Raw genomic sequence first — 26,495 nt, forward strand, 5'->3', positions numbered from 1 at the left:
TCCTGCAGTAATATTTTAAATGCATAGAGTTATTATAGGAGGAGAGTGTCTGGGGATTGTCTCAATTAAAAAGAAGAAAAGAAGAAAAAATGTCTCGCAAATGTCTCATTTAGGAAGCACAATGGTAAAAACTGCACCCCCATCTTCGTTATGGACTTTTAAGGCACCCTTACAGTGCTCTTCCACCACGGTTTTAGACATACATAACCCCACTCCTGTACCGTCTTTATCAAGTTTGGTTGAAAAATAGGCTTCAAAGATTTTCTCAAACAACGCCTCTTCAATCCCTCCAGCGTTATCTTTGATTTCTAAAAAGAGGGCTTGCTCATTGCTGTACGTTTTAATCCAAATCATAGGCTCTTTAACACCATTATCTATCAACGCATCTTCTGCGTTTTTGATAATATTTAAAATCACCTGCGCTAACTCATTCCCATACGTCTCTATCGCTTCTTTACATGTAAACGCTGTGAGAATAGAGATATTTTTTGCTGTTAAAAGCGGTTTTGCGATACTCAGCGTTCTTTCAACCAACGCCTCTAAGGTGACCTTCTCTTTTTGTTTGAGTGATTTGAAAAAATTGCGAAAATCATCAATCGTTTTGGAGAGATGCAACACGTATCCTTCAATGTGTTCCACCTCCTCTTGAAACGCTTCTTTTTCTATCTCACCCATCGCAATACGTGCTGATAAATAACTCGTCGTAGCGCCAATGGCGGCTAAGGGTTGTCGCCACTGATGGGCTATCATGCTGAGCATCTCACCCATTTGAATCAGACGGGATTGGTACTGAAGCTGTTTGTCTTTTTCACGCAATTTTTCAAGCTGGATTTGCACCTCTTGATGCAAGGTTTCATTGAGCTGTTTGATTTTTCGCTCATTCTCTTTTTGTTTGGTAATATCAAGCGTCGTTCCTATCAATTTAGTGGGTACACCATTTTCATCATAAATCGCTTTACGATAGGTATTAATAAACACCCGACGCCCATCTTGACGCATAATTTCATAATCCAACACTTCACTCTTTCCACTTTGCAGGGCTTTTTCATTAATGGCATGCATACGTTTCAGATTTTCAAGACTTAAATAGCGTTGAAAGCACTCCAGCGTTGGAACAAAAGAGAGTGGATTTTCACCATAAATATAATACATCTCCTCAGACCACTTCATATGATGTACGTCATCCAATAAAATTTCCCAACTTCCAAAATGCGCAATCGCCTCGGCATTACGTAAAAGTGCCTCACTCTGCCTTAAACGCTCTTGGGTCTCAATGCGCTCTGTGATATCCGTAATCGTCCACAAAACTTCTTCATTAGAGGGAATCGAATCGCCTGCAATGCGAAGCCAAATAACTTTGCCGTTTTTGTGTTTAAAAGGGTACTCTAAATTAAGCGCTTCATTTTGCCTTACTTTATTAAAAGCGATCTCAGCAAAATTGACATACGCTGCATAGGATAAATGTAATTCAAACGCTGAATGATGCAAAATCTCATCCGTGCTATAACCAAAGATTTTACAAAATGCCTCATTGGCTTCAATAATCAAACGCTCCTTATTGACAATAAAAATTCCCACACCGCTGTTACTAAAAAGTTGCTCGAACCGTTCGGCTTTTTGTTTGAGCGTTGCTGTGCTACTTAGAGGTGAAGCCATCGAAGTTTATACCCTTCTCCGTAAATACTTTGTATGAGATCGCATCCTAATTTTTGGCGCAAACGAGACAAAAGGTTACGCACACGTTTATTATCACTCAGGTCATCATCGAACACGGCTATTTCTATCTCTTCACTGGAAAAAATGCGCTGTTTTGAAGAGGTCAGCAAATCAAATAAAGCACGTTCATGCCTACTTAATTTAATTTCCTTCTCCTCTTGGCATAAACAGTGCGTTGCCCTCTCCCAATAATACCCCTCAATCATCAAAAGCGTATGCGCTCTCTCTTTAGGTAAAGCTTTCACAACCTTTTCAAGGGTGAATAAAATCTCATGAAATCCATACGGCTTTAAAATATAACCTGAAATACCCTGCTCAATCGTTTTTAGAAAATACTCTGTCGTGTCATACGCAGAAAAAATCACAATAGGAATCGATGCATTGCGCTTGCGGATGGCTTCTATCATGCACAAACCATCCATTTTTGGCATCGTAATATCCGTAAAAATAAGATCAAAAGGCTCTTTCTCAAAGCAGTGCAATCCTTCTACGCCATCATACGCTTCCACCACTTCGTGAAAGTAGAGTCGAAGCATTTTAGCAGTCTGCCCTCTAACATCAGGGTCATCTTCCACATAAAGCACACGTTTACTCTTACATGCCTCTTTAAGCGATAAAAGCGCTTCTGAATCCATCTTTTCCCTTTTTACATGTAAAACATATTAATTGCGTCTTTTATACTCATCGTACCCAAAATGACTTACGACTTCATACGCTCCATCTTTTCTTAAAACGGCTAAATCAGGCAATTTTACGCCATTAAACGTCGTATTTTTCACAATGGTATAATGAATCATATCTTCAAAAATGAGTTTATCTCCGATGTGAAGCGGAGCGTCAAAAGTGTAATCACCCATAATATCCCCCGCCAAACAGGTAGGCCCTCCGAGTCGGTACACGTGTGGCTTTTCACCCAGCTCACCTGCTCCTCGAATCTGTGCTCGATAGGGCATAGCAAGCGTATCTGGCATATGCGCTTCTGCGGAGATATCAAGGATGGCAATGTCCATGCCATTATGCACAATATCCAGCACACTCGCCACCAAAGGCCCTGTTTGCCACCCCACCGCTTCCCCTGGTTCTAAATAGACCGTAATATCATTGTGTCGCTCTCTAAAATCACGAATTAATGTGATGAATTTTTCCACATCATACCCCTCACGGGTGATGTGATGCCCTCCACCAAAATTAATCCACTTCATGCGAGAAATCAACTCCCCAAAACGCTCTTCAAACCCTTTTAAAACCGCTTCAAGCGCATCTGCGTCTTGCTCACAAAGGGCGTGAAAATGAAGCCCCTCAATGCCCTCTAGTTTGTCATACTGCATATTTTCTTTGGTAATGCCTAGACGGCTATACAAACCACACGGATTGTACAAATCCACAGGAGAGGAAGAGACCTCAGGGTTCAAACGCAAACCGCAACTGGTTTTTCCCATAGCTTTATGTTTGTATTTTTCCCATTGGTTAAAGGAATTAAAAATCAAATGCTCACTCAAAGCGATGACTTCGTCGATGTCCTCTTCTTTGTACGCAGGCGAATAGGTACACACCGAGCCTTTAAAAAACTCTTTGGCAAATTTGGCTTCATGAAGTCCACTACACGTACAGCCACTCAAATATGTGTCCACCAAAGGAGCGAGTGCTTTAAACGCAAAGCCTTTAAGGGCTAGTAAAATGGTCGCCCCTGAGCGCTCACTCACCTCTTTTAGAAGCTTTAAATTTTCTTCCAAAAGTGCTTCTTCACACACATACGCAGGCGTGTTTATCTGCGCTAAAACCGTTTCAATTTTACTTATTTTCATGATTAGTTTCTCCGATTTTTACTCACATAATGTAACATGTTTCCCCTTAACAAAAAAAACCTACATAAATTATTAGAAAAGACGATACGATTATTAACATTTAAAAATTGTTGAGGGAAGAAGGAGAACAATCATATGCAAGGAATAAGCATTAAAATTAAAACGCTTATTTTATTTATTGTCAGTTTAGGGGTTTTAACGCTCATTTCATTGGGGATTATCTTTTATAAATCCAATACCTTAGTGCAAACACAGATAAATGATGAAAGAGAACTCATTTTAGAGATGCACAAAAACGAGCTTAAAGCCCATACCATGATGGCGGAAAAGGCGATAGCCTCGTTTTACAAAATGACATTAGATGAAAATATTGCGCATAAAATCAAAGAAGACGCTTTAGAGTTTCAAAAAATCATTGAAGATATCTATGCAAAAAACAAAGATAAGCTCTCCAAAGAAGAGTTGCGTACGCTCATTTACAGCGTCACAAACGGTTATCGTTACAACAACGATATAGGTTATTTTTATGCGTACACACCTGAGGGTGTCAACGTGGTTCATCCTATCAATCCCTCTTTAGTCGGTAAAAATCTCATAGATATGAAAGACAAGCAGGGTACGTTTATTATCAAAGATGTTATCAAAACAGCCAAAGATGGCACAGGTATTAGCAAATTTCTTTTTCCACATCCAAAAACCAAAGTGGATGAGCCAAAGATTGCTTATAACTTCTATTTTGAGCCTTTAGATATTGTCTTTGGTACGGGTGATTATGCTTCGAGCATTAAAGAGTTTTATCAAAATGAAGCGATTAAAGTCTTAGAGAGTTTACGCTACGCAGAAGATGGCTATTTCTTTGCCTACAAAAAAGGAGGCAAAGGCTACACCTATGCGTTTCATGGCACACAAGCCAAACTCAAAAATACCGAAATTAAACTCGATGTCAAAGATGCTAAAGGTAAAGTCTATCGTCAAGAGATTGTTGATGGCGCACTCAAATATCCAAGTGAGGGAGTGTTTGTCACCTACAACTACCCTCATCCCGTTACCAAAAAAAATGCGGACAAACTCACTTATGCTAAGTATTTTAAAGAGTGGGATTGGATTATTGTTTCAGGGCTTTATATCGATGGCGTAGAAGCACGTGTCCTTGAGCAAGGAGAAAAAAGCTCTTCCAATATTCATGGAATGATTTTCTCCATGATAGCCTTTAGTTCCGTAGCAGCACTCATTGTACTGGGCATAGTCTACATGATGATTAACACCATGATAGCCTCTCCTCTTGTCAATCTCAAAAACACCGCTCACAATGTAGCCGTCGGAGATGGAGACCTCACTAAAAAATTAGAAGTCAAAACAAACGATGAAATCGGTGATGCCTCACATGAAATTAACAACTTTATCGAGAAAGTACGCTCAACAGTCGCTTTAGCCAAAGAGACGAGCAGTGAAAACGCTTCCATTGCGCATGAGCTCTCTGCTACAACCCTTCAAGTAGGCAAACGGGTTGAGGATTCGACGATGATTATTCATCAAGCGACGCAAATGTCCCATGAAACCAAAGAAGAGATCGTCGTTTCTGTCAAAGAGGCAAAAGAGAGTAAAGAAGAGGTCATCAAAGCCAACCGTGAACTCAAAAGCGCCCGTGAACACATCGAGGTTTTAGGAAGACGTGTTCAAAATAGCGCTGCAACGGAGATGGAGCTCGCACACCGTATTCAACAACTAAGCTCTGATGCGGAACAAGTCAAAAATGTCTTAACAGTCATTAGCGATATTGCCGATCAAACGAACCTTCTAGCGCTCAATGCCGCCATTGAAGCCGCACGTGCGGGAGAGCATGGACGTGGCTTTGCCGTCGTTGCCGATGAAGTGCGAAAATTAGCAGAACGCACTCAAAAAAGTTTGGTTGAGATTAACGCAACGATTAATGTCATCGTCCAATCCATCAATGACAGCAGTGATCAGATGAATCACAATTCCAGTGAAATTCAAGAGCTCTCTTCCATTGCACATGAGGTTGAGCAAAAAATCAATCTAACCGTTGATATTATGGATAAAGCAACCAAACTGAACGATAAAACCGTAGAAGATTATGTGAAAACAGGAGAGAAAATTGATGAGATTGTCACAAAAATCGCAGAAATCAATACCCTCTCAACCCAAAACACCAGAAGTGTCGAGGAGATCGCAGGTGCGAGTGAGCATCTTAATGCCTTGACTGAAAAACTCAACGGCATTTTAAATAAGTTTAGAACGTAAGCGTATGGGAGAGTAACTTCTTTAAAGAAGGAGGCTCAAGGCTTTACATGTAAAGCCTTGAGCAAATAATATTATTTAACCTCAAAAGTCTCTTCGGGTTTCATTTCGATGATTTTCCACGGAAGCCCTTGTGTGTTCAATTCGTCCATAAAAGGCTTGGCGTCGAATTGTTCCATGTTGAATACACCCTTGCCAGACCATGTGCCCTCTAACATCAGTTTTGCGCCAATCATCGCTGGAACTCCTGTGGTGTAACTCACCGCTTGTGCACCCGTCTCACGGTAGCACGCTTGATGGTCGCACACGTTGTAGATGTAGATTTTGCGTTTTTTGCCATCTTTTAGACCTTCAAACACACACCCAATGTTCGTAAAACCAACCGTTCTAGGTCCCAAACTTGCAGGGTCTGGAAGCAAGGTTTTCAAAAATTCGATAGGGACGATTTTCATCCCTTTGTGTTCGACCTCATCAATGCGCAACATTCCGATATTTTCCAAACACTTCATGTGCGTAAGATAGCTTTGACCAAAGGTCATAAAAAAACGAATACGTTTAAGCCCTTTAATGTTTTGAACTAACGATTCTAACTCTTCATGGTAAAGGAGATAACTATCTTTTGGTCCCACTTCAGGGTAATCCCAAACCATTTTCACAGACACTGGCTCAGTTTCTATCCACTCACCATTTTCCCAATAACGCCCTTTGGAGCTGACTTCTCGAAGGTTAATTTCTGGGTTAAAGTTGGTTGCAAAGGCGTAACCATGATCGCCCGCATTACAGTCCAAAATATCAATGCTCTCAATGCTGTCAAAAAGGTACTGCTGTGCGTAGGCACAGTAAACATTGGTCACACCTGGGTCAAAACCACTGCCCAAAAGTGCCATAATGCCTGCTTCTTTAAAGGCGTTATCTCGTGCCCATTGCTCTTTGTACTCAAACTTTGCGAGGTCTGGATGCTCGTAGTTAGCCGTGTCTAGGTAAGGCACTTTGGTTTTCACACATGCGTCCATGATGATTAAGTCTTGATACGGAAGTGCGATGTTCATCACCAAAGCAGGCTTTACGTTTTCGATGAGAGCCACCAATGCGTCCACATCGTCCGCATCAATCGCCGCAGTTTCGATGTTTACATGTAAAGATTCTTTGATCTCACTTGCGATTTGGTCACACTTTGATTTGGTTCGGCTTGCCAAAACAATTTTACTGAACACGCCGCTGTTCATTGCGCATTTTTTGGTCACAACACGGCTCACACCGCCCGCACCGATAATTAATACTGTTGCCATGATTTTCCTTCTCATTTTTAATTGACTTTTTTCAAAAGTCTAAGCCACGCCAAAAAAGCAAAGCTCTTTTGGCTACGTTAGCCACTAGGGCACTGAAGCTTGCCAACACGTTGGCAGAATTAAGTTTATGGTGAGGCTTCTTTAATAAGAGCTATGCACCATAGCCATTATCAAAAAAGCCTATTATATGTCTTGTTTATTACTGTTTTATTTCAAAGAGTTTATGATGATGTGCGCCAACTCAAGCGCTCTTCCTCGGTGCGAAAAGGCTTTTTTCACGCTTTCGTCTAACTCACCTAAGGTTTTGTCATAACCGTAGGGCATAAACATTGGGTCATACCCAAAGCCGTTGTGACCTCTAGCTTCCATTATCGCATTGCCGTGCATCCAGCCATGCACACAAAATTCACCCTTAGCACACACGAGCGCAATGGCAGCGGTGTAAAAAGCGGGTGTTTTTGAGACACCTTGTTCTTTCAAAGTTGCAATCAGTTTGTTTAAATTGGCTTCTGAAGTCGCCCCCACGCCCGCATAACGGGCACTGTAAATACCAGGTGCTCCGCCTAAGAGAGGCACACTAATGCCACTATCATCACTCAGCACCATGTCATTTTTATCGCTTAGTTTTTCATAAACAGCACGTGCTTTAATCAGCGCATTTTCTTTAAACGTGCTTCCTGTTTCTTCAATCTCGAAAGGCTCCATAATGTCGCTGTATGCCACCACCTCATACTCGCTAATCCACGAGCGAAACTCTTTAACTTTGCCTTGATTGGACGTAGCTAATACAATTTTCAACGCTCATTCCCCCTGCTTATATAAGCTTTTATTCTATCCATTTTTTGTTTAAAACTTCGGCTCCATAATCCATACTTCCAATGGCGCTTGAAGCTCACCAGCAACCCATTTGGCTCGTTCCCCATACCCCATAAACATATCCGCACGATTGGGTCCTTTAATTGCCCCACCCGTGTCTTGCGCAAACACAAACTTTTCAACCTTATACTGAGGCGATTCGCTCTTAAGTGCTAAAAGTGAACCTAGAGGAATAAACGCTCTATCCACTGCCACAGAGCGCTCAGGCGTTAACACAACGCCCAAACTTCCCGTTGCTTTTTGTTCCATTTTGCGAAAAAAGACATAACTTGGGTTAGTATTTAAAAGTTCATCTCTTTTTGTGGGGTGTGCTTCTAACCACGCTTTGATTTTTTGCATAGAGACCTCTTCAGGCGTTGCAAAAATCCCTCTATTGACCATCTCTCGTCCGAGTGATTTGTATGTGTGTCCGTTACTATCAGCGTAGCCTATAAACATTACTCTTCCATCTTCAAGCTCTACCCTGCCTGAGCCTTGTACTTCCATAAAAAAGAGGTCAATTTTATCGTCCACGTAACACAAAATCTCTGCTTTCATCTTACGCTTGGCAATTTCTGCTCTCGTAAAATAAGGAACAACCTTTCCCTTTACAGAGCGTCCACGCATTTTTGCGTCCTTTTCACCCACAATTTTAATCAAATCTTTGGGTTTACCATAAACAGGATACGCAAAGCGTTTACTCTTTTTCATACTTCCATGTAAAAGGGGTTCATAATAACCTGTGAGCATAGAGCGTTGCTCGTTAGGCTCAACCTTTTTGAGTACAAAAGCGTTTTGAAAAAAGGCTTTTGCATCCTTTACATGTAAAGATTGTTCGCACACTTTGGCATAAACTTTTTGCGTCTGGGGTGCCTTACAATTTTCACGAAAAAGCATCAAAAGCTCATCAAAATTCTCCTCATGACTAAAGCGTTCAAACTGTTTAGTTTGTTCTTGAAGCGTTGTAGCAAATGTATCATCTTGCGATGTGGGAGAGAGTTTAGAAGCACAGCCTGAAAAAACGACCATAAAAACAAACGAAGAAAAAAGAAAATAGCGCATTCACATCCATTAAAAAGAGGCGCTAAGCGCCCCATTAAATTTATTTAAGCCTTTTGTTTAAGCGTATTAAGCTCACGTTTAATCGCATCAAATTCCGCATAAATTTTGTTGTGTTCCATCACAACCCAGTGATTCAAACCAATATAATAAAGCGTAATAAAATACGCCAACACGCACCCAGCAAACCCTAAAATATGTGTAATATTAAATTCCATGCTAACTCCTTCCGTGTTTGTTTTAACTGTTGAAGATTATAACATAAAAGAAGCTTGAGCCAAGTGTGATTTTAAAATTTCATAGACTTTTCAAAGTTTAACAAAGGTAAAATCAACCGTGATTAAATTTCGAGGAATAGTGCATTCATGTTAAAAACTGTTTTCCCCCTAACCCTGATTATTTCGCTTCGTTTCTTAGGTCTTTTTATCGTCTTACCTGTGCTTTCTGTTTATGCGCTTCACTTAGAAGGTTCCAATGAATTTTTAGTGGGTATTACCATTGGTGGATATGCCATAACCCAAATGTTTTTGCAAATTCCCTTTGGGATTCTCTCCGATAAAATTGGACGTAAAGTCACCATTTTTATTGGCTTAGTTATCTTTATGATAGGCTCACTGGTGTGTGGTTTGAGTGAGAGCATTTATGGTTTGATGATAGGTCGTTTTTTACAAGGTGCTGGTGCGATTGGTGCGGTTGGAACCGCGATGATTAGCGATATGGTCAAAGAAGAAGTGCGTGCCAAAGCCATGGCGATTATGGGAGGAAGTATTGCGGCAAGTTTTGCGCTTTCCATGATGCTAGGCTCACTCATTGGCGGGTACTATGGGGTGGATAAACTCTTTTTTCTGACCGCTCTTTTTTGTCTTTTAGCGATTATTATTCTCTACACTAAAGTTCCCAATCCTCCTAAAATTGTCCATCATTACGGTGCCGATGAGGCAGAGCTTAAACACATTTTTAAAGATAAAAATCTTATGAAAATGAACATCACCAACATGCTTCAAAAAGGGATGATGACCCTAGCGTTTATGGTCATTCCTATCATTATGTTTAAAGAGTTTGGTTTTGAGAAAAAAGAGCTCTGGATGGTCTATTTACCTGCGATGATTTGTGGCGTACTAGCGATGGCGCCTTCAGCTATTTTGGGAGAAAAAAAGCATAAAGCCAAAGAGATGCTGATGATTGGTATTGTCTTTTTTGGTATCAGCTATGTCATGATGGGCTACGCCAAAAGTGCGCCATGGTTTATTGTAGGAGTTGTGCTCTTTTTTATTGGCTTTAATATACATGAGCCTTTGATGCAATCGATGGCAAGCAAATACGCAAAGATTCACCAAAAAGGTGCAGCTCTAGGCGTTTTTAACTCCTTTGGCTATGCGGGAACCTTTGTGGGTGGTGTCTTTGGAGGCTTCTTTTTACAGCACTTTGGTATTATGGAAATTGCATGGGTGATGTTTATCGCCTGTATTTTGTGGCTTTTTTTAATTGCGACCTTACACAATCCAAGCATCAATAAAAACCTCTACCTCCCTTTTGAAACCATTGATTTGACAAGAGTTTTACATCTTAGCCATGTTAAAGGTATCATCGAATGGTATCGCAATGAAAGTGAACAACTTTTAGTCATCAAATACGACTCACAACTCACCGATAAAGAGACCATCTTAGCGGTTTTAGAGTAAGGTGGAACTTCTCAGCCTTTTAGGAATTAGCTTTGCTTCTGCCACCCTTTTACCAGGAGGAAGCGAAGCTTTTTTTCTCTACCTGTTAGATCAAAAATTAAACCCTTACACACTTTTAACCATTGCCACGCTTGGCAATACGTTAGGCTCTTTTGTCAATTATATATTAGGAAAATACGCCTCAGATTTTTCCCTCTCAAAAGGCTACATCAAAGCCAAACATCAGCACAAAGCCACGCTTCTTTTTGAGCGCTATGGCATGTGGAGCCTGCTCTTCTCATGGCTTCCCATTATTGGTGACCCGCTCACATTCGTGGCTGGAGTGGTACGGTATACGTGGTGGAAGTTTTTACTCATTGTAAGCATTGCCAAATTGGCACGGTATCTGTTTGTGTATGCGGGATTTTTGGCATGGATTTAGTTTACATGTAAACCTTGTTTTCACATTAGAGTTCTGCAAGAACTCTAAACACGCCTTTAAAGCAAAGCTCTAAAGGCTACGCTAACGCTGGGTTTTCCTCGGCAGAATGCCCACGCACCCTTGGTGCTTTTTTTGCTTGCAAAAGGAGCTTTGCAAGATACCTATTAGAAACTAATGTTTTGAAACGATGCATCCACTAAATTTTTAGCTACCATCGGTGGTTTAGCAACACTCACACCTTCGACTAAAGCAGATACTTCTTTGCCTGCTGTAGGTAAAAAGAGTGGGCACACTTGCACGGATGCGCCTGCTTTGATTAAGCCTTGAAGCGCACTTTTAGGATTCACACTTTGACCATCGCCACGCTTGACACTTCCTGATTCAAACTCTTTAAGGGCTAACTGACCCGCAGGACCGCAAAGAGTAATGTTTACAACTTTACTGTGGTCTTTAAGTGCACTGGTAGAGAGCACCATCCCCATCATTTGGGTTTGAGTATCCCCTGATGTAATGAGTACATTTAAGCCTTTAACCTCTTGCGCACTCAGTGGCAACACCAAAGCACCTGCTACAACCATAGATAATAAAACTTTTTTCATACCGTCTCCTTTAAAATTTTGGATTCACTATAGTATAATAAAATCTTAAACAGTTATGCAAATGTAACAAAAAAAGAGAAATCTACCCTTTTAAAGAGGTAAATTTTGCCCGAGAGGGAACAACCACTAAAAAACCTGCCAAAGCAAACAACGTAAGATTCACCATCGTTGTAAAATCACCCGTTGTCAAGAACACAACAATTCCCAAAATAGCGATACTCTCAAAGAGTGCAAGATGCACAAACATAAGCGTTACATAACGGGTTTTAAACGTATTAAATTCCTCTTCCTTACTCTCAAAGGTTTGAGCTAGAATCTCTTTTACCATTTTGGCATAGGCACTTTTAAAGTGAACAATTCCCACACCCAAAACAACACCCGCAAAAAGATATGCCCACACAAGAAGATTGAGATTGAGAAAAAACGTACTACGCAGTATCTCAGGCGAGTATAAAACGTTGATTCCACCTTGAGAGAGTAGCATATAGCAAACCAAAACATACACAAACAACGCACTCACCATAGTAAACCAAATCACCATGAGCGTTGATAAACTTTTTTGAGAAGCATTAGAGATTTGAAAAGACATAGGACTCCTTTTAAGCGTCAATGTTTTTACATGTAAAAAGCTAAAAGGCTATTGCTAGACGTTTACACGTCCAGCAATACCACGTCCACCATCTCGCCTTTTTCAATCTTTAAAACATCTTTTTCCACTCGAAGCAAAGAGGGTTTATCTAAAAGGTTATTTAAAATGGCGCTACTGCCCTCTTTTTTGCCTTTCAAATCCACCACCAATTCACCCTCACAAAAACGAAGATTACACGCAGTAAATTCAACAAATTTAGAGCGTTTTTTGTAAAACTCGCCCATTTTAGCTTTGATGGTAGGTAGAGCAAATTTTTGAGAGCGCATTTTACGAAACAAGGGAGCGATAAACAAAAAGGTACACACTGAGGCGCTGTAAGGAAAGCCAGGAAGTGCGTAGATATATTTGTGCCCAGTTTTGACCACACGAATGTGTCGTCCTGGTTTCATGTAGGAGCCATCAATGATATTTTGAATCTTCATATCGGTGAGGATGCTTTGCAAATAATCAAAATCCCCCACACTTCCCCCACCTGTGGTTACGACAATATCGCTCCACATGAGTGCTTGTCGGAGCTGTTGCTCAATAACATCTCGCTCATCACGGATGAGTTTAAAACGCATCGTCTCACAACCCATTTGGCGCAAGATGGCTTCAACGGTGACATGGTTGGAGCTTCGAATTTGTGCGTGAGAGGTTTTCACTTCACCAAAATCTAAGATTTCATTGCCCGTGGAGAGAATAGCAATGCGAGGGCGCATAAAGACTTCAACTTGTACCATGCCCAGTTCTGCCATCACCCCAATTTCTGCAAAACCAATCTTTGTCCCTTTTTGAATGAGCACTTCACCCGCTTTATAGTTCTCTCCCACAGGTCGCACCGCATGTCCTTTGAAAACAGGAGTGGTAATGCGAATACTCTCGCCCTCAACTTCCACATTTTCAATCGGAATAAGCGTATCTGTCCCTTCACTCATAAGTGTACCCGTAAAGGTTTTCACGCATTGCCCTTGCGCAACCACGCCGGTTGTTTCACTCCCAGCAGGCACAAAAGCGTTTACATGTAACTTCCCTAAGTCTTGGTCACTAAAAGCGATGGCATAGCCATCCATTGAGGCAGTTTCATGGGTAGGGTTATTTTCAACAGCGACAATATCCACCGCCAAAAAGCGTCCCAAAGCCTCACCCACAAACAGGTTTTCAACACCAAATTGTGTGCAAATAGAAGCCTCAAGCGCTCTGAGTGTTTCATCAAAAGGAGGAAAATTTTGACTCATGCATCCGCCTTTAAAAGCCCATGTCCTTGAAGCAGATGGGAGCGATCTTTAGCATAAACACGTTGCCCCTCAATCAAATCATACTTCCAAATGGGCGCATTGGCTTTAAAATCTTCCACAAAATCGTTAATCAATTTTAAGGCAACTTTTCGTTTAGGCGAAACCACGGCAGAGATATAACTTGACGTGTGATTGGGCACGTCACCCCTAGCGTGTGCCATTAAAAGCACGGCATTTTGCGCCTTTGCTTTTTCTTGCCACGCATCAAACCAGCTTTGCAAAATAGGCTCATAAATATCAAAACTAAGACCCTCAATGCCATCTTCATCACGCACGATGCCCACAAAAGGGATAAACGCACCGTAGTTTTTATCGCAGATTTTATCGTACCACGCAGCCAAAATCTCTTTTACATGTAAAGAGCCTTCATGTAATTCTAACATGCTTCAGCCTCCACACACAGGAGGTAAAAGGGAGATTTTATCCTCAGAAGCAATCGGCATGTTTAAATCACACACCAACGTATCATTGACCGCAACAGCGCAAATTCCTAGCCATTCTTGAAGTGCTTTGTCCTCTTTAAAATAGTCTTTGAGTTCATTCAAATTTGCAATATCCACATCAAGGCTAGGACGCCCAATCGGCCCTAAAAATTCGACTTTTGCCACAATGATTCCTTTTTACATGTAAGAATTTAAAACGAGGAAAACGAGAAGAAAAGACCTCTCGTTTTATACTTTTTAGATAGGTAATATTCGTATATTTTTACTTAATTTCTCTTGTAAAACAGATTCGATAGCAAAAAGTGTGCCTGTTGAACTGCTCGCACAGCCACTACACGCACCAAGATAGCGGATGTAAACATCTGTGACTTTATCATCACCCTCTTTGATGTCAAGAATTTCAAGATTTCCTCCATCCATAACCAACATCGGGCGAATGTTTTCATCAATGACGGCTTCAATCTGTTGGAATTTTTTCACCACCGTTAAGTCATCAAAATCAACACTGCTGTGACCTTCGATTTGCGCATTGGAAATCGCCAATAAACGATCATGCTCCATCTCAGCTCTCGTGTCTCGTAAAATATCGACCAAGTAATACTCTTTCTCTTCATGCCCGCCAGGCTTCACACAGGATTTACAAAATGCACCCGCTTTGGTGTAATTGGTAATCTCTTCTACGGTGGTCAGGTTATTGAGACGAATCACCTCTTTAATCGTTCCAAGGCTGACCCGTGCACACTCACACACAATAATCTCATCTTCAAAAGACGCTGCGTCCACGCCTTTAAATGAAGCCGCAGCAGCTTTAATGACATCATACGCCATAACCGAACAGTGCATTTTTTGAGGCGGGACGGCAGGAATATCAGGATTATCACGCATCGCTTTTTCAACGTCAATATTGGTGATTTTAACCGCTTCAGAAACGGTTTTGCCAATGCACAGCTCTGCCATCGTATCCGAACTTGCAATGGCGGTACCACAGCCAAAACTTTTAAATTTTGCCGCTTTAATCATTTCCGTTGCTTCATCGACAATCCAGTAAAGTCTCACCGCATCGCCACAGCTCTCCGCACCAAAGTCCGCAACCACAAGCTTTCCGCCCATATTTTTTGCATCTTCTTCTGTCAGCTCACCCATATTTTTAGGATGGTTCATCAAATCTTGCACTTTTTGGCTGTACTCTTCCCAAATAGAGCCGCCAATTAAACTATTTTTTCCCATTTTCTATCCTTTAAAATCTTTACATGTAAAACAAAATAGATTGTTACAACTTACTCACGTGCCACTCAGGCGCATACGCATAGGTACTCGAAATCGCACGAAGTCTAAGAACGGCTTTATTAATCACTTCAATCGCATAATCAATCTCAGCTTCTGTGGTAAAACGAGACAACGAAAGACGAAGTGCTGTATGTGCCAAATCCGCTTCTGCGCCAATAGCTTCCATGACAGGATTGGACTCAAGCGCTTCACTCGCACACGCACTGCCGGTACTGGCTCCAATGCCATTTTGATTCAAATCCCACAGCATCGCTTCACCCTCAATACCTTTAACACTAATTAAAATCGTATTGGGAACACGTTGTTCTTTCGTGCCCACCACAAAGGTTTCAGGAATTTGAAGCAAAGCATCTTCTAGTTTATCCCGCAAACGTCTGACGTTATTTTTTTCAAAATCAAGGGCTTCAACGGCAAATTCCATCGCTTTTCCCATACCGACAATCCCCGCAACATTGAGGGTTCCACTGCGTCTGCCCCCCATATGCTCTCCACCATGAAAGAAAGGTGACAAAGTTTGTCCATTGCGAATGTAAAGCCCACCGACCCCTTTAGGTCCGTGAAATTTATGCGCTGAAAAGCTTAAAAAATCAACATTGGCTTTTTGCACATCCACAGGAATTTTACCAATCGCTTGAACTGCGTCCGTATGAAAAAGTACTCCTCTTTCTTTACAAATCGCCCCAATCTCTTCAATCGGAAAAATCATACCCGTTTCATTGTTCGCCCACATAATGGAAACAAGCGCTGTTTTATCGGTAATTGCATTTTTTAGGTCTTCTACATTAATGACACCATCGCTATTGACAGGAAGATAGGTCACGTTAACACCCAAACTCTCTAAAAATTTACAGGATGCCCCAACCGCAGGATGTTCCACTTCACTGGTAATAATATGATTTTTATCGCCATTTAAAATAGTGTCGTTATAGATACTTTTGATGACCCAGTTATTGCTCTCGGTCGCACAGGATGTTATAACAATGTCGTCATCATCACTGGCGTTAATACCAGCATAGAGTTGATCCATTGCAGCCCTAAGTGCTGGGTGACTCTCACTCCCAAATTGATGCAATGAATTTGGATTGCCATACATTTGGCAAAAATACGGAACCATCTCTGCAAACACTTTAGGATCAACTATGGTTGTCGCGTTATTATCTAAATAGACTCTCATTGTCTTCTCTCTCCATTTCCATATAGGATAAAGTTTATCCTAATTAATTTTTGAATACTATTACTTTCTATATTAAAAAAAACTAAAATGTTTTAGGCAATAATTTGTTTTAACTCACTTACGGTTGTTTCAAACGGCACAACTTCCTCAGGAGCTTGCTGTAGAAAACTGTTCATTTTTTCTTTCTTACTAATCGCTAAATCCAGCTCTTTATCGTTACCCTTCTCGTATGCGCCAATGCGAATTAACACTTCATTCTCTTTTAAAATCGAATTTAAACGCTTAAACCGCATCGCTGCTTTTTTGTGCTCTGTTTCTATCACATCCCCCATGACCCTTGAAGCACTGTTTTGAATATTAATCGGCGGATAAATCCCATAATCCGTTAATTCCCTACTTAACACAATGTGCCCATCAAGAATACTACGAGACTGATCCGCAATAGGATCACTTAAATCATCACCCTCAACCAAAACGGTAAAAAAAGCGGTAATGGAACCTTTACCTTCTTCTTTTCCCGCACGTTCCATCAGTTGTGGCAAAAGGGCTAACACCGAAGGCGGATACCCTTTAGAAGTTGGAGGCTCACCCAATGCTAAACCAATCTCCCGCTGCGCCATGGCAAAACGGGTCACTGAATCCATCATAAAGAGCACATCTCTTCCTTGATTTTTAAAATATTCTGCCACACTCATCGCACTAAAAGCACCATACTTTCGCATGAGAGGGGAATCATCGCTGGTCGCTACAATGATGACCGTATTTTCAAGATTGCCACCCAAGTTTTTCTCAATAAACTCAGGCACCTCACGCCCACGTTCACCAATTAAAGCCACCACTTTAATGGGCGCTTCAGAGCCTCTTACAATCATCCCCATCAGTGTTGATTTATCCACACCACTCCCTGCAAAAATGCCCATTTTTTGACCTTTTCCACAGGTTAAAAGCCCATCAATCGTCTTGACTCCAACACAAAATGGCTCGTTAATCAATCCTCTTTTCATTGGGTCTAAGGGTGCTTTCATAATGGATGCGGACGAGCGTGCGCCTATCGCTCCTTTGCCATCTTTTGGGCGGATAAACGGATCAACCACCCGTCCTAATAACTCTTCGCCCACAGGAATCATCATTCCTTGTTCACTGATAAAAACTTTATCTCCAATCTTAAACCCCTCAATAAATCCAAACGGGGAGATAAAGAAGGCATTGCGATCCACTTCGGTGACCATGCCTAACTCATTCTTATCACTGTCCAAGGAAACGATATTAACAATATCTCCAATGCTAGGTCTTAAACCACACGCCTCAATGGTGGTAGAACTAATTTTGGTAATCGTACCAAACATTGGAGAAAGGCTTTTTTCTTGAAGTTTATGTCTGAGGCGTTGAAGTGGCATTAGTAACGATTAGCCTGTGGTGCGTTAATAATGTCAAAAAACTCTTTTCTGGTATCTGCTTTTAAAAAGAGCCCTCGAAGCGCTGATGTGGTTGTATTGGAGTGGGTTTTTTCCACACCTCGCATCTCCATACACATATGACGCGCCTGAATAACAACCCCCACTCCTTTAGGAGCAATGACATCATCAATCGCTTTGGCAATCTGTTCAGTCAGTTGTTCTTGAATTTGCAAACGACGTGCAAAGATATCCACCATACGAGGAATTTTAGAAAGCCCTACCACTTTCCCATTAGGAATATAGGCCACATGCGCTCTTCCAATAATCGGCAAAAGATGGTGCTCACACATCGAATAAAATTCAATATCTTTAATTAAAACCATTTGATTATTATCGCTCTCAAACAGTGCTTCATTCAAGACTTCAGTAGGGCTTTGATGATACCCTTGTGTCATGTATTCATATGCCTTAAAGACTCGAGAAGGCGTTTTTAAAAGACCTTCACGCTGTGTGTTTTCACCAATAATTTCTAACATCGTTTTTACAGCATTTTCAAATTCTTCTTTTCGTTCCATGATCATTCACTTTGATTAAAATTAAGACGACATATTTTATCTTCATTTTGCTTTTTAATGGATAAAAAGCGACTTAAAAGTAATTTTTTGGTATATTTGAGAAAAATTTTATATCGAAAAGGGATTTTATGCAAATTAAAGTTAACCGTACTAATAGTGCCAATGCTGCTGTTGAAGCAACTATTTCACCTGCACTTTTACAAAAAAAAGAAGAGAAACTGATCACTTCTGCTGCTTCTAATATGAAAGTTGATGGTTTTAGAAAAGGAAAAGTTCCTGCACATATCGTAAAAGCACGTTACGGGAAACAACTCAAAGATGATGCCCAAACAGAAGCACTTAGAGACCTTTATACTCAAGCACTGAGCGAACTCAATGTAACCGCTGAGCTTGTAGTAGGTGAGCCTAGTTTCTCAAAATTTGAAGAAAAAGATGGTGGACTAGAGCTTGTCATGAAACTTTCATTCAAACCAAGTGTGAATGTTGAAGGCTATAAAGAGTGCATTCCTGAGTACAAAACACCTAAAGTGACTAAAAAAGAAATTAGTGAAAGACTTGAAAAGACATTGGCATTGGTTGCCGACCTTAAAACTGTAGAAGAAAAAAGAGCTGTTAAATCAGGTGATTTTGCGGTCATTGATTTTGAAGGCTTTTTAGACGGTGTTGCATTTGAGGGAGGTAAAGCGGAAAAATATACCCTAGAGATTGGTAGTGGCTCTTTTATTCCTGGTTTTGAAGATGGTGTCGTTGGGATGAAAGCAGGAAAGAGTAAAGATATCGAAGTTGCATTCCCTGAAAACTATGGCAACAAAGAACTTGCAGGTAAACCGGTTATCTTTAAAGTAACGCTTCATGAAATTAAAGTCAAAGATGTTCCAGAAACGCCAAGTGAAGAGATGATTCAAAAACTGCTTCCAGGTGTTGAAAATGCCTCTTTAGAAGTATTAGAAGAGCAAATTGAAACAGAAATTCGTAACGAAAAATTAGCAAAACTATTTAACGAAGAGTTAAAACCTCAATTTGTTGAAAATGTATTGGCAAAAGTTGCGCTAGATCTTCCAGAAAATATTGTTGATCAAGAGATTGATCTTCAAATGAGAAGTGTTTTTGGAAAGATGGATGAAGCAACCATTAAAGAATACTCTGAAAATCCAGAAAAAATTAAAGAAAAAAGAGAAGAGTTTAGAAATGATGCTGAAAAAAGCGTTAAATTAACTTTTATCGTCGATGAACTTGCACGTCAAGAAAACATCATGGTCAACGACCAAGAAGTTCTTCAAATGATCTACTTTGAAGCAATGCAACAAGGTGCAAACCCAAAAGAATACCTAGAATTTTACCAAAAACAAGGCGTTCTTCCAGCGATTAAAATGTCTATGATTGAAGAGAGACTCTTCAACCAGCTTTTTACAAAAGGTAACTAATGAGCTACTATGTTCCTGTCGTTGTTGAAAAAACAGGGAGAGGTGAGAGAAGTTATGATATCTATTCTCGCCTTTTAAAAGATCGTATTATTATGCTCAGTGGCGAAATCAATGATGTTGTGGCATCTTCGATTGTCGCACAACTTCTTTTTCTCGAAGCAGAAGACCCTGAAAAAGATATCTATTTGTATATTAATTCCCCTGGTGGTGTCATTACCAGTGGTTTTAGTATTTACGATACTATGAATTATATCAAGCCTGATATTAGCACTATTTGTATCGGTCAAGCTGCCTCTATGGGCGCATTTTTACTCAGTGCGGGCACGAAAGGGAAACGTTATGCGCTTCCTAATGCTCGTATTATGATTCACCAACCCTTAGGTGGAGCACAAGGGCAAGCAACCGATATCGAAATTCAAGCCAAAGAAATTTTGCGCATGAAGCAAGTCCTCAACGAAATTTTGGCAAAAAATTGTAATCAAAAATTGCCTAAAATTATCAAAGACACAGAGCGCGATTTCTTTATGAGTGCAGAAGAGTCATGTGAGTATGGGTTAATTGACAAAGTACTCAATAAAAGTTTTAAATAATGATTTAAAAGGTAAGCAATGGTTCGTTTTAACAGAGAAAAAGGAAATGTAGGTGTTTACAACATCGATACAAAAGAAGATATCGTTGCGCAAACACCCCCTCCAAAACCAATCACAAAAGAGCCCATTGCTTCCCAAAATAGCACCAATAATGAGTTAGATAAATTTGCGGCGCTGGTTTTAAAAACCATGGGGGATGAAGGCATCCCCCCAACGCCTCAAAATTTTCAAATTTACTTTGACAAACTTTTGGAAAGTAAACCAACGGCTTTTAAAAAACGCATCAATGACTTTTTAGAATTGGAAAACAATAACAACGATGAAAGTCATGCTCGCATTGAGCTCGAGATTAAAGAGGGATTTGCTCAAATTAAAAATATTATGCAAGTGGTTTCTACCGTTTATCGAAATCTTAACGTGATGCAAGAAATCATAAAAAAACGCTCCACCCAACTTGAAAGCAATCCTAGTTTTCTTGCCACACAAAATATCATCTCCTCTTTAACAGAAGATCTCAATAAAATGTTTGAATTAACGACCAAACAAATTGATTTGCTTAAAGGGTATTACCAAAAAACAACAACGATTTTACAAGAGGTCGATAACCAATCAATTTTTGATGCAAAATTTGGTATTTACAACAGACGTTATCTTGTAAAATCAATTAAAAATGAAATTAAACTTATCAAAACCTATGCTCATCCAAGTACACTCGTCCTCTCTCGGGTTAAAGAGAGCTCTTTAGAAAAAATTGCCAGTAAAAAAGAGAAAGATACCATTGTGCGTAACATCGCTAAATTGTTACTCAAAACATCTCGCAGAAGCGATATTGTAGCTCATTTTGGAGATGGAATATTGGCAATGATTTTAAAACATACCGATTTAAATTCCGCCAAAAAAGCATGCGATCGCATTAGCGAATTGGTCTATCAAACCAGCTTTTTCGTGGGAAGTTCAGAAATTGAAACCGATATAGAACTTGCGATTACCTCGCTTGACACAGAACACAGTGTCGAAGAATTCCTTGCCGTAATGTTGGAAGGATTACCTAAAACAGGGAGAAGTCTCATACCGTATATTGTATGTACGCCCTTACATGAAAGTGAAATAGAATGATTCGTGAAATTTTAGTTTATCCTAATAAAATTCTAAGAGAGACCTCCAGAGATGTCATCCATTTTGATGCAACGTTGCATGAGTTGCTTGATGATATGTATGAAACGATGATTACCAAAGAAGGAATTGGTTTAGCTGCTATTCAAATTGGCGTTGCACAAAATGCACTGATTATTAACCTTGTCGATGAAACAGGTCTTCAAAAAAAAGAGAATCTTTATGAAATTATCAATCCTGTCATTCTTGAAAAAGATGGCTCTACGGTTTACCAAGAGGGGTGTTTAAGCGTACCTGGGTATTACGATGAAGTCACACGGGCAGAGCATATAAAACTTCGCTTTTATGATCGTATGGGCGTGATGCATGAAGAAGAGTTTCGTGATCTGATGGCGATTGCTGTTCAACACGAAATGGATCACCTCAAAGGTCATCTTTTTATTGAAAAACTCTCTTATCTAAAACGTAAAAAATTTGAAAAAGAGTGGAAAAAAAAGTATAAAGCGGGTAAGTAATTGTGGAGGAAGCCGTTGAACTCTCCAGAGTAAAACATGCCAAATGTGCGACTTTGTATGGCAATAAAGCACATGAAGTCGCCGTTGAATCCACATTGGTTCGCTCTCTTCCTGGCTTTAGTATTGTGGGGATGGCGGATCAATCCATTCAAGAATCACGTGAACGTATCAAATCAGCCCTTTCAAGCATTCACTTTGAATTTCCCTCCCAAAAAATCACCATCAATCTCTCCCCATCAGACTTAAAAAAAGAGGGAAGCCATTTTGATTTAATCATCGCCCTGCTTGTTGCCATTCAAAAAGAGCGTTTTACATGTAACGATTTTTTTATTTTTGGTGAATTAGGTTTAGATGGCAAAGTGAAAAAAACAAATGCCATTTTTCCCATTATTCTCTCACTAGCTTCGCATATTTCTAATCTTCGGGTTGTAGTTCCCCTCTCTTTACTACCAAAAATTGAACAGATTCCTCACATTCAAGCCTTTGGAGTCGAGACACTTCACGAAGCCCTGCTCTTTTTTAAAGAAAAACGCTTTGAGAAACTTACAACAAAGTCTATTAGTCCACTGTGCGAAAGCTATCTGGAAATTAAAGGAAAATCCTACTTCTATCCTAAAGAGTTTCCCCTTGATTTCAGTGACGTTCTAGGACAGCACAGAGCCAAACGTGCCTTAAACATTGCCGCAGCGGGTATGCACAATCTTTTAATGGAAGGAAGCCCAGGATGTGGTAAAAGTATGAGCATCAAACGCTTACGTTACATTTTACCGCCACAGAGCATCGAGGAAATTTTAGAATCCAACGCCTACTATTCTCTCAACGAAGAGGAGTGTGCATTAAGCCCTCTTCGCCCTTTCCGTTCACCCCATCATACGGCATCACGCCCCTCTATTTTTGGTGGAGGAAGTACCCATGCCCAAGCAGGTGAAATCGCCCTCGCACACAATGGCTTACTTTTCTTTGACGAATTTCCCAACTTTTCAAAAGCCGTTTTAGAGAGCTTGAGAGAGCCTTTAGAAGACCACCGTGTTCTCATCTCACGGGTGAATACTAAAATCAGCTATGCCACCAAATTCCTCTTTGCTGCCGCACAAAATCCTTGTCCATGCGGTAATTTACTCAGTCAAACACACGAATGTCGCTGTTCTGAGGTTGAAATCAATCGCTACAAAAACCGCATTTCCGAGCCTATTTTAGACCGCATTGATTTTTACATTCAGATGAGTGAAACCAACTCCAACGAGCAAGGATTGAGCTCGTACGAGATGTTTGAAAATGTCCTCAGTGCCTTTGTGATGCAAAAAAACAGAGGACAAAAAGAGCTCAATGGTAAGCTCAATGAACACGACACTCTTCAGTTTTGTACGCTTGAGCCCTCTGCCAAAGAACGTTTAGAGATGGCACAAAACCGCTTTGGGTTAAGCCAGAGAAGTGTACATAAAGTGTTGCGTATGGCACGAACCATTGCTGACATGGCACAGAGTCACACCATTTGCGAAAAGCATCTGCTAGAAGCCCTGAGTTTTCGTAAACGTTAGGAGAGCGTATGCATTACATTTATGAAGAGACACAAACCCTGGATGAGCGAGCCTACACAACCTTTGGTTTAAACCCAGAAATCTTAATGGAACATGCAGGAAGCGCCCTTGCTAAAGCAGTGAAAAAAAAGCTTACCTGTCAACAAAAAGCGCTCTTTGTCTGTGGAGTAGGTAATAATGGCGCTGATGGCATGGTCGCTGCACGTCTTTTACACGGAGCAAATAATGTTAGCCTCTATCTTCCTTTTCCACCTAAATCCTCTCTGGCGAAACTTCAACTCAAACGTGCAATGCAAGCGGGTGTTCCCATCGTTGAAAACCTCATAGATGCGGATGTTTATGTGGATGCACTCTTTGGTGCAGGACTCAATCGCCCGTTGGATGGCTTTACATGTAATCTCATAGACGCACTCAATGCCAAAGAAGGGTATAAAATTGCATGTGATATGCCCAGTGGCATTGTGAACGATTTAAGTCTAAGTTCGACCATTTTTAACGCCCATGAAACGATTACCATGGGAGCTTTAAAACTGTGCCTTTTTCACGATGCGCTTAAAGATAGCGTTGGGAAAATCAAAGTCGCCCCTTTGGGACTTTCAAGGAACCTTTATGCGCTTCCCTCCCCGTTTTATCTCTTGCAAAAAAATGAGCTAAAACTTCCTCTTCGCACGAAAAAAAACTGTAACAAAGGTACATTTGGACATGTTGCCATCGTACAAGGGAATAAAGAAGGCGCTGCACTATTAGCAGGCATGGGGGCTTTTCATTTTGGTGCCGGTTTAGTAACGCTTCTAGGTGAGCGTAAACGTAAAACACCTCCCTATCTTATCCAAGCATCCACACTACCCAAAAAGAGCAGTGTCATCGTTGCGGGGATGGGACTTGAAATGCCTTTTGACACTGTATGGCTCCGTCATCTCTTGCTTGAAAATACCCTGCCTCTGGTCATTGATGCTTCATTGTGTCACCATGAACTCATGCTTGAATTACTTGCCTCAAAAAAACCACTGGTACTTACACCCCATCCCAAAGAATTTAGCTCCATTTGGCACTTTACATGTAACGAAAAAGTGAGTGTTGAACAAATTCAAGCCAATCGCTTTTTCTATGCCAAAACCTTTAGTAAACGGTTTCCACATATCACGCTTCTACTCAAAGGTGCGAATACCATCATTGCGCACCAAGGAGAGCTTTATATCAACACCTATGGCACACCTGCCCTTGCTAAGGGTGGCAGTGGAGATGTTTTAGCAGGAATGATTGGTGCTTTAATCGCACAAGGATATTCGCTTAAAGAAGCTACCATTCACGCCTCTCTCGCCCATGCTCTTGCCTCTAAAAAACTTACATGTAATACATTTGCTTTCACCCCTATTGATATTTGTAAAGGTCTTAAATGCTTATAAAAAAAATTGCGATTCTCTTTAGTGGAACAGGCACTAATCTTGAAAAATTGCTTGAATTTCTCCACCAAACCTCTTTTGAATATGCAACCATTGAAGTCGCACTTGTCATCTGCAACCGCTCTGATGCACCCGGCATTGAAAAAGCCAGACGTTTTGGTCTTGAGCCACTCATTATCGACCATACGCTCTACCCTAGCCGTGAAGCCTTCGATGAAGCTTTGGTTCACGCCATTGACAAAAGTGGTGCAGAGTTGAGCGTTTTAGCAGGCTTTATGCGTATTTTAACACCTATTTTTACACGCCATATTAAAGCTATCAACTTACACCCTTCTTTACTTCCACTTTTTAAGGGTAGCAATGCTATAAAAGAAAGTTTTGATTCGCCCATGAAAGTAGCTGGCATTAGCGTACACTATGTCAGTGAAGAACTCGATGGTGGTGACATCATCGCACAACGCTGTTTTGAGAAGAGTGAAGGCATGAATTTTGAAGCCTTTGAAGATAAAATTCATGCGCTAGAGCACGAATTATTACCCCAAACTGTAAAAAAATTACTTGATAGGAAGTGAACATGAACGATATTTTAAAAGTTGGCAATATTGAATTTGCAAGCCGTTTGATTGTAGGAAGTGGAAAATACCCTGATTTTCAAACCACAAAAGATGCCACACTGGCTAGTGGGTCTAAACTGATTACCGTAGCGGTTCGACGGGTCAACATTACTAACCCGAATGAAGAGAATTTGATGGACTACTTTAAAGGTACGGACATTAAACTCTTGCCAAATTCTGCTGGATGTACGACTGCTGAAGATGCCATCACGCTTTTTAGAATGGTAAAAGAAGCCACAGGACTCAATTTAATTAAACTAGAAGTCATCGGTGATACCGCAAAAACACTCTACCCAGACGTGATGGAAACCCTTAAAGCATGTGAAGTTTTAGCCAAAGATGGCTTTACAATTATGACCTACAGCAATGACGACCCCATTATGGCAAAACGCCTTGAAGATGCAGGAAGTGCGGCTATTATGCCTCTTGCTTCGCCTATTGGCAGTGGACTGGGAATTCAAAACCGTTACAATGTTCTCTTCATTAAAGAAGCTGTGAACATTCCTGTCATTGTTGATGCAGGAATTGGATGTGCCAGCGATGCGGCTATTGCTATGGAAATCGGAGCAGATGGTGTATTAACCAATACAGCTATTGCCCAAGCAAAAAATCCAATTTTAATGGCAGAAGCCATGAAACATGCGGTCATTGCAGGACGTAATAGCTTTCTTGCAGGACGTATTGCAAAAAAACCTTTTGCAACAGCAAGTTCTCCTACCGAAGGACTTATTGAGTTTTCACATAAAAAATAAAGTTTTCCTTGACAAAAGGCTGAAATTTAGATAGTATTTCAGCCTTAAAAAGACAAACT

Annotated in this window: 27 protein-coding genes; 11 read left to right on the forward strand and 16 right to left on the reverse strand. The window is 40.6% G+C overall.

All coding sequences use genetic code 11. The features are described from left to right. Positions 1–105: 105 nt before the first annotated feature. From SDEL_RS11730 to nspC, 3 genes are read right to left on the reverse strand one after another with little or no spacing between them, the layout of a single operon-like run. On the reverse strand, positions 106–1,656 hold the full coding sequence (locus tag SDEL_RS11730; RefSeq protein WP_012857895.1) for a PAS domain-containing sensor histidine kinase: 1,551 nt from the start codon (positions 1,654–1,656) through the stop codon (positions 106–108). Next, complete coding sequence (locus tag SDEL_RS10790; RefSeq protein ID WP_012857896.1) at positions 1,641–2,351, reverse strand: response regulator transcription factor; 711 nt, start codon at positions 2,349–2,351, stop codon at positions 1,641–1,643. Before SDEL_RS10790 ends, SDEL_RS11730 begins: the two co-directional genes overlap by 16 nt. 27 nt (positions 2,352–2,378) lie before the next feature. After that, entirely contained in the window at positions 2,379–3,521 is a 1,143-nt protein-coding gene (gene nspC / locus SDEL_RS10795; protein WP_012857897.1) for a carboxynorspermidine decarboxylase, read from the reverse strand. A gap of 135 nt (positions 3,522–3,656) precedes the next feature. Between nspC and SDEL_RS10800 the strand changes: the two genes are divergently transcribed. After that, on the forward strand, positions 3,657–5,783 hold the full coding sequence (locus SDEL_RS10800) for a methyl-accepting chemotaxis protein (protein WP_012857898.1): 2,127 nt from the start codon (positions 3,657–3,659) through the stop codon (positions 5,781–5,783). A 71-nt stretch (positions 5,784–5,854) separates the two neighbouring features. On the opposite strand, the gene SDEL_RS10805 is transcribed toward SDEL_RS10800, so the two are convergent. The 4 genes from SDEL_RS10805 to SDEL_RS12175 form a co-directional block, all read right to left on the reverse strand. Further along, positions 5,855–7,069 (reverse strand): saccharopine dehydrogenase family protein, encoded by a 1,215-nt coding sequence (locus tag SDEL_RS10805; protein WP_012857899.1) that lies wholly within the window; start codon positions 7,067–7,069, stop codon positions 5,855–5,857. A 207-nt stretch (positions 7,070–7,276) separates the two neighbouring features. After that, a complete protein-coding gene (gene rdgB, locus SDEL_RS10810) occupies positions 7,277–7,867 on the reverse strand; it encodes an RdgB/HAM1 family non-canonical purine NTP pyrophosphatase (RefSeq protein ID WP_012857900.1) in 591 nt (196 codons plus the stop codon). 48 nt (positions 7,868–7,915) lie between these two features. Beyond that, entirely contained in the window at positions 7,916–8,986 is a 1,071-nt protein-coding gene (gene mltA, locus SDEL_RS10815) for a murein transglycosylase A (RefSeq protein ID WP_012857901.1), read from the reverse strand. A gap of 44 nt (positions 8,987–9,030) precedes the next feature. Continuing rightward, positions 9,031–9,201 carry a hypothetical protein gene (locus SDEL_RS12175; protein ID WP_012857902.1) on the reverse strand — a complete coding sequence of 57 codons (171 nt, stop codon included), beginning with the start codon at positions 9,199–9,201 and terminating at the stop codon, positions 9,031–9,033. Between the two features lie 147 nt (positions 9,202–9,348). Here SDEL_RS12175 and SDEL_RS10820 point away from each other — a divergent pair, with 147 nt between their 5' ends. Beyond that, a complete protein-coding gene (locus tag SDEL_RS10820) occupies positions 9,349–10,665 on the forward strand; it encodes an MFS transporter (protein ID WP_012857903.1) in 1,317 nt (438 codons plus the stop codon). Position 10,666: 1 nt separating this feature from the next. Then, positions 10,667–11,086: a YqaA family protein gene (locus SDEL_RS10825; RefSeq protein WP_012857904.1), complete on the forward strand. Its 420-nt coding sequence runs from the start codon at positions 10,667–10,669 to the stop codon at positions 11,084–11,086. A gap of 164 nt (positions 11,087–11,250) precedes the next feature. Here SDEL_RS10825 and SDEL_RS10830 read toward each other — a convergent pair whose 3' ends face one another. The 9 genes from SDEL_RS10830 to folE form a co-directional block, all read right to left on the reverse strand. Next, positions 11,251–11,685, reverse strand: coding sequence for a hypothetical protein (locus SDEL_RS10830; RefSeq protein ID WP_012857905.1), 435 nt, complete (start codon positions 11,683–11,685; stop codon positions 11,251–11,253). Positions 11,686–11,767: 82 nt separating this feature from the next. Then, positions 11,768–12,274, reverse strand: a complete 507-nt coding sequence (locus SDEL_RS10835) for a hypothetical protein (RefSeq protein ID WP_012857906.1) — start codon at positions 12,272–12,274, stop codon at positions 11,768–11,770. 62 nt (positions 12,275–12,336) lie between these two features. Then, the gene (locus tag SDEL_RS10840; protein ID WP_012857907.1) at positions 12,337–13,551 is read right to left on the reverse strand and encodes a molybdopterin molybdotransferase MoeA; all 1,215 of its coding nucleotides are present in this window, start codon (positions 13,549–13,551) and stop codon (positions 12,337–12,339) included. Then, positions 13,548–13,994: a molybdopterin synthase catalytic subunit gene (locus tag SDEL_RS10845; RefSeq protein ID WP_012857908.1), complete on the reverse strand. Its 447-nt coding sequence runs from the start codon at positions 13,992–13,994 to the stop codon at positions 13,548–13,550. The genes SDEL_RS10840 and SDEL_RS10845 overlap by 4 nt, the downstream gene beginning before the upstream one ends. A gap of 3 nt (positions 13,995–13,997) precedes the next feature. Further along, on the reverse strand, positions 13,998–14,219 hold the full coding sequence (locus SDEL_RS10850) for a MoaD/ThiS family protein (RefSeq protein ID WP_012857909.1): 222 nt from the start codon (positions 14,217–14,219) through the stop codon (positions 13,998–14,000). Between the two features lie 72 nt (positions 14,220–14,291). Continuing rightward, positions 14,292–15,281: an iron-sulfur cluster assembly scaffold protein NifU gene (locus SDEL_RS10855; protein WP_012857910.1), complete on the reverse strand. Its 990-nt coding sequence runs from the start codon at positions 15,279–15,281 to the stop codon at positions 14,292–14,294. A 43-nt stretch (positions 15,282–15,324) separates the two neighbouring features. Next, positions 15,325–16,515: a NifS family cysteine desulfurase gene (locus SDEL_RS10860; protein ID WP_012857911.1), complete on the reverse strand. Its 1,191-nt coding sequence runs from the start codon at positions 16,513–16,515 to the stop codon at positions 15,325–15,327. Between the two features lie 92 nt (positions 16,516–16,607). Then, entirely contained in the window at positions 16,608–17,912 is a 1,305-nt protein-coding gene (gene fliI / locus SDEL_RS10865; protein ID WP_012857912.1) for a flagellar protein export ATPase FliI, read from the reverse strand. Further along, positions 17,912–18,487, reverse strand: coding sequence for a GTP cyclohydrolase I FolE (gene folE, locus SDEL_RS10870; protein WP_148209260.1), 576 nt, complete (start codon positions 18,485–18,487; stop codon positions 17,912–17,914). Before folE ends, fliI begins: the two co-directional genes overlap by 1 nt. A 128-nt stretch (positions 18,488–18,615) precedes the next feature. Here folE and tig point away from each other — a divergent pair, with 128 nt between their 5' ends. Genes tig through SDEL_RS10910 form a run of 8 tightly spaced genes read left to right on the forward strand, consistent with a single transcriptional unit; the run spans position 18,616 to position 26,436 of the window. Beyond that, positions 18,616–19,911, forward strand: a complete 1,296-nt coding sequence (gene tig, locus SDEL_RS10875) for a trigger factor (protein WP_012857914.1) — start codon at positions 18,616–18,618, stop codon at positions 19,909–19,911. Further along, positions 19,911–20,501: an ATP-dependent Clp endopeptidase proteolytic subunit ClpP gene (clpP, locus tag SDEL_RS10880; protein ID WP_012857915.1), complete on the forward strand. Its 591-nt coding sequence runs from the start codon at positions 19,911–19,913 to the stop codon at positions 20,499–20,501. Before tig ends, clpP begins: the two co-directional genes overlap by 1 nt. Positions 20,502–20,519: 18 nt before the next feature. Then, positions 20,520–21,617 (forward strand): GGDEF domain-containing protein, encoded by a 1,098-nt coding sequence (locus tag SDEL_RS10885; protein ID WP_012857916.1) that lies wholly within the window; start codon positions 20,520–20,522, stop codon positions 21,615–21,617. Next, positions 21,614–22,129, forward strand: coding sequence for a peptide deformylase (gene def / locus SDEL_RS10890; RefSeq protein WP_012857917.1), 516 nt, complete (start codon positions 21,614–21,616; stop codon positions 22,127–22,129). The genes SDEL_RS10885 and def overlap by 4 nt, the downstream gene beginning before the upstream one ends. 2 nt (positions 22,130–22,131) lie before the next feature. Further along, positions 22,132–23,667, forward strand: coding sequence for a YifB family Mg chelatase-like AAA ATPase (locus tag SDEL_RS10895; RefSeq protein WP_012857918.1), 1,536 nt, complete (start codon positions 22,132–22,134; stop codon positions 23,665–23,667). Between the two features lie 8 nt (positions 23,668–23,675). Beyond that, positions 23,676–25,073, forward strand: a complete 1,398-nt coding sequence (locus SDEL_RS10900; protein ID WP_012857919.1) for a bifunctional ADP-dependent NAD(P)H-hydrate dehydratase/NAD(P)H-hydrate epimerase — start codon at positions 23,676–23,678, stop codon at positions 25,071–25,073. Then, positions 25,064–25,642, forward strand: a complete 579-nt coding sequence (gene purN / locus SDEL_RS10905) for a phosphoribosylglycinamide formyltransferase (protein WP_012857920.1) — start codon at positions 25,064–25,066, stop codon at positions 25,640–25,642. Before SDEL_RS10900 ends, purN begins: the two co-directional genes overlap by 10 nt. Before the next feature lie 2 nt (positions 25,643–25,644). Further along, the gene (locus SDEL_RS10910; protein ID WP_012857921.1) at positions 25,645–26,436 is read left to right on the forward strand and encodes a thiazole synthase; all 792 of its coding nucleotides are present in this window, start codon (positions 25,645–25,647) and stop codon (positions 26,434–26,436) included. Positions 26,437–26,495 lie beyond the last annotated feature (59 nt).

The sequence above is a fragment of the Sulfurospirillum deleyianum DSM 6946 genome (assembly GCF_000024885.1).
GTDB classification, from domain to species: Bacteria; Campylobacterota; Campylobacteria; order Campylobacterales; family Sulfurospirillaceae; genus Sulfurospirillum; species Sulfurospirillum deleyianum.

Excerpts from the sequence above, each read along its gene's own strand:
- fliI (WP_012857912.1), bottom strand. The coding sequence starts at position 17,912 with ATGCCACTTCAACGCCTCAGACATAAACTTCAAGAAAAAAGCCTTTCT.
- SDEL_RS11730 (WP_012857895.1), bottom strand. The coding sequence starts at position 1,656 with ATGGCTTCACCTCTAAGTAGCACAGCAACGCTCAAACAAAAAGCCGAA.
- SDEL_RS10835 (WP_012857906.1), bottom strand. The coding sequence starts at position 12,274 with ATGTCTTTTCAAATCTCTAATGCTTCTCAAAAAAGTTTATCAACGCTC.
- clpP (WP_012857915.1), top strand. The coding sequence starts at position 19,911 with ATGAGCTACTATGTTCCTGTCGTTGTTGAAAAAACAGGGAGAGGTGAG.
- SDEL_RS10860 (WP_012857911.1), bottom strand. The coding sequence starts at position 16,515 with ATGAGAGTCTATTTAGATAATAACGCGACAACCATAGTTGATCCTAAA.
- SDEL_RS10840 (WP_012857907.1), bottom strand. The coding sequence starts at position 13,551 with ATGAGTCAAAATTTTCCTCCTTTTGATGAAACACTCAGAGCGCTTGAG.
- SDEL_RS10900 (WP_012857919.1), top strand. The coding sequence starts at position 23,676 with ATGCATTACATTTATGAAGAGACACAAACCCTGGATGAGCGAGCCTAC.
- SDEL_RS10800 (WP_012857898.1), top strand. The coding sequence starts at position 3,657 with ATGCAAGGAATAAGCATTAAAATTAAAACGCTTATTTTATTTATTGTC.
- SDEL_RS10820 (WP_012857903.1), top strand. The coding sequence starts at position 9,349 with ATGTTAAAAACTGTTTTCCCCCTAACCCTGATTATTTCGCTTCGTTTC.
- mltA (WP_012857901.1), bottom strand. The coding sequence starts at position 8,986 with ATGCGCTATTTTCTTTTTTCTTCGTTTGTTTTTATGGTCGTTTTTTCA.
- tig (WP_012857914.1), top strand. The coding sequence starts at position 18,616 with ATGCAAATTAAAGTTAACCGTACTAATAGTGCCAATGCTGCTGTTGAA.
- SDEL_RS10855 (WP_012857910.1), bottom strand. The coding sequence starts at position 15,281 with ATGGGAAAAAATAGTTTAATTGGCGGCTCTATTTGGGAAGAGTACAGC.
- SDEL_RS10885 (WP_012857916.1), top strand. The coding sequence starts at position 20,520 with ATGGTTCGTTTTAACAGAGAAAAAGGAAATGTAGGTGTTTACAACATC.
- SDEL_RS10910 (WP_012857921.1), top strand. The coding sequence starts at position 25,645 with ATGAACGATATTTTAAAAGTTGGCAATATTGAATTTGCAAGCCGTTTG.
- nspC (WP_012857897.1), bottom strand. The coding sequence starts at position 3,521 with ATGAAAATAAGTAAAATTGAAACGGTTTTAGCGCAGATAAACACGCCT.
- SDEL_RS10790 (WP_012857896.1), bottom strand. The coding sequence starts at position 2,351 with ATGGATTCAGAAGCGCTTTTATCGCTTAAAGAGGCATGTAAGAGTAAA.
- purN (WP_012857920.1), top strand. The coding sequence starts at position 25,064 with ATGCTTATAAAAAAAATTGCGATTCTCTTTAGTGGAACAGGCACTAAT.
- def (WP_012857917.1), top strand. The coding sequence starts at position 21,614 with ATGATTCGTGAAATTTTAGTTTATCCTAATAAAATTCTAAGAGAGACC.
- SDEL_RS10830 (WP_012857905.1), bottom strand. The coding sequence starts at position 11,685 with ATGAAAAAAGTTTTATTATCTATGGTTGTAGCAGGTGCTTTGGTGTTG.
- folE (WP_148209260.1), bottom strand. The coding sequence starts at position 18,487 with ATGGAACGAAAAGAAGAATTTGAAAATGCTGTAAAAACGATGTTAGAA.
- SDEL_RS10805 (WP_012857899.1), bottom strand. The coding sequence starts at position 7,069 with ATGGCAACAGTATTAATTATCGGTGCGGGCGGTGTGAGCCGTGTTGTG.
- SDEL_RS12175 (WP_012857902.1), bottom strand. The coding sequence starts at position 9,201 with ATGGAATTTAATATTACACATATTTTAGGGTTTGCTGGGTGCGTGTTG.
- SDEL_RS10845 (WP_012857908.1), bottom strand. The coding sequence starts at position 13,994 with ATGTTAGAATTACATGAAGGCTCTTTACATGTAAAAGAGATTTTGGCT.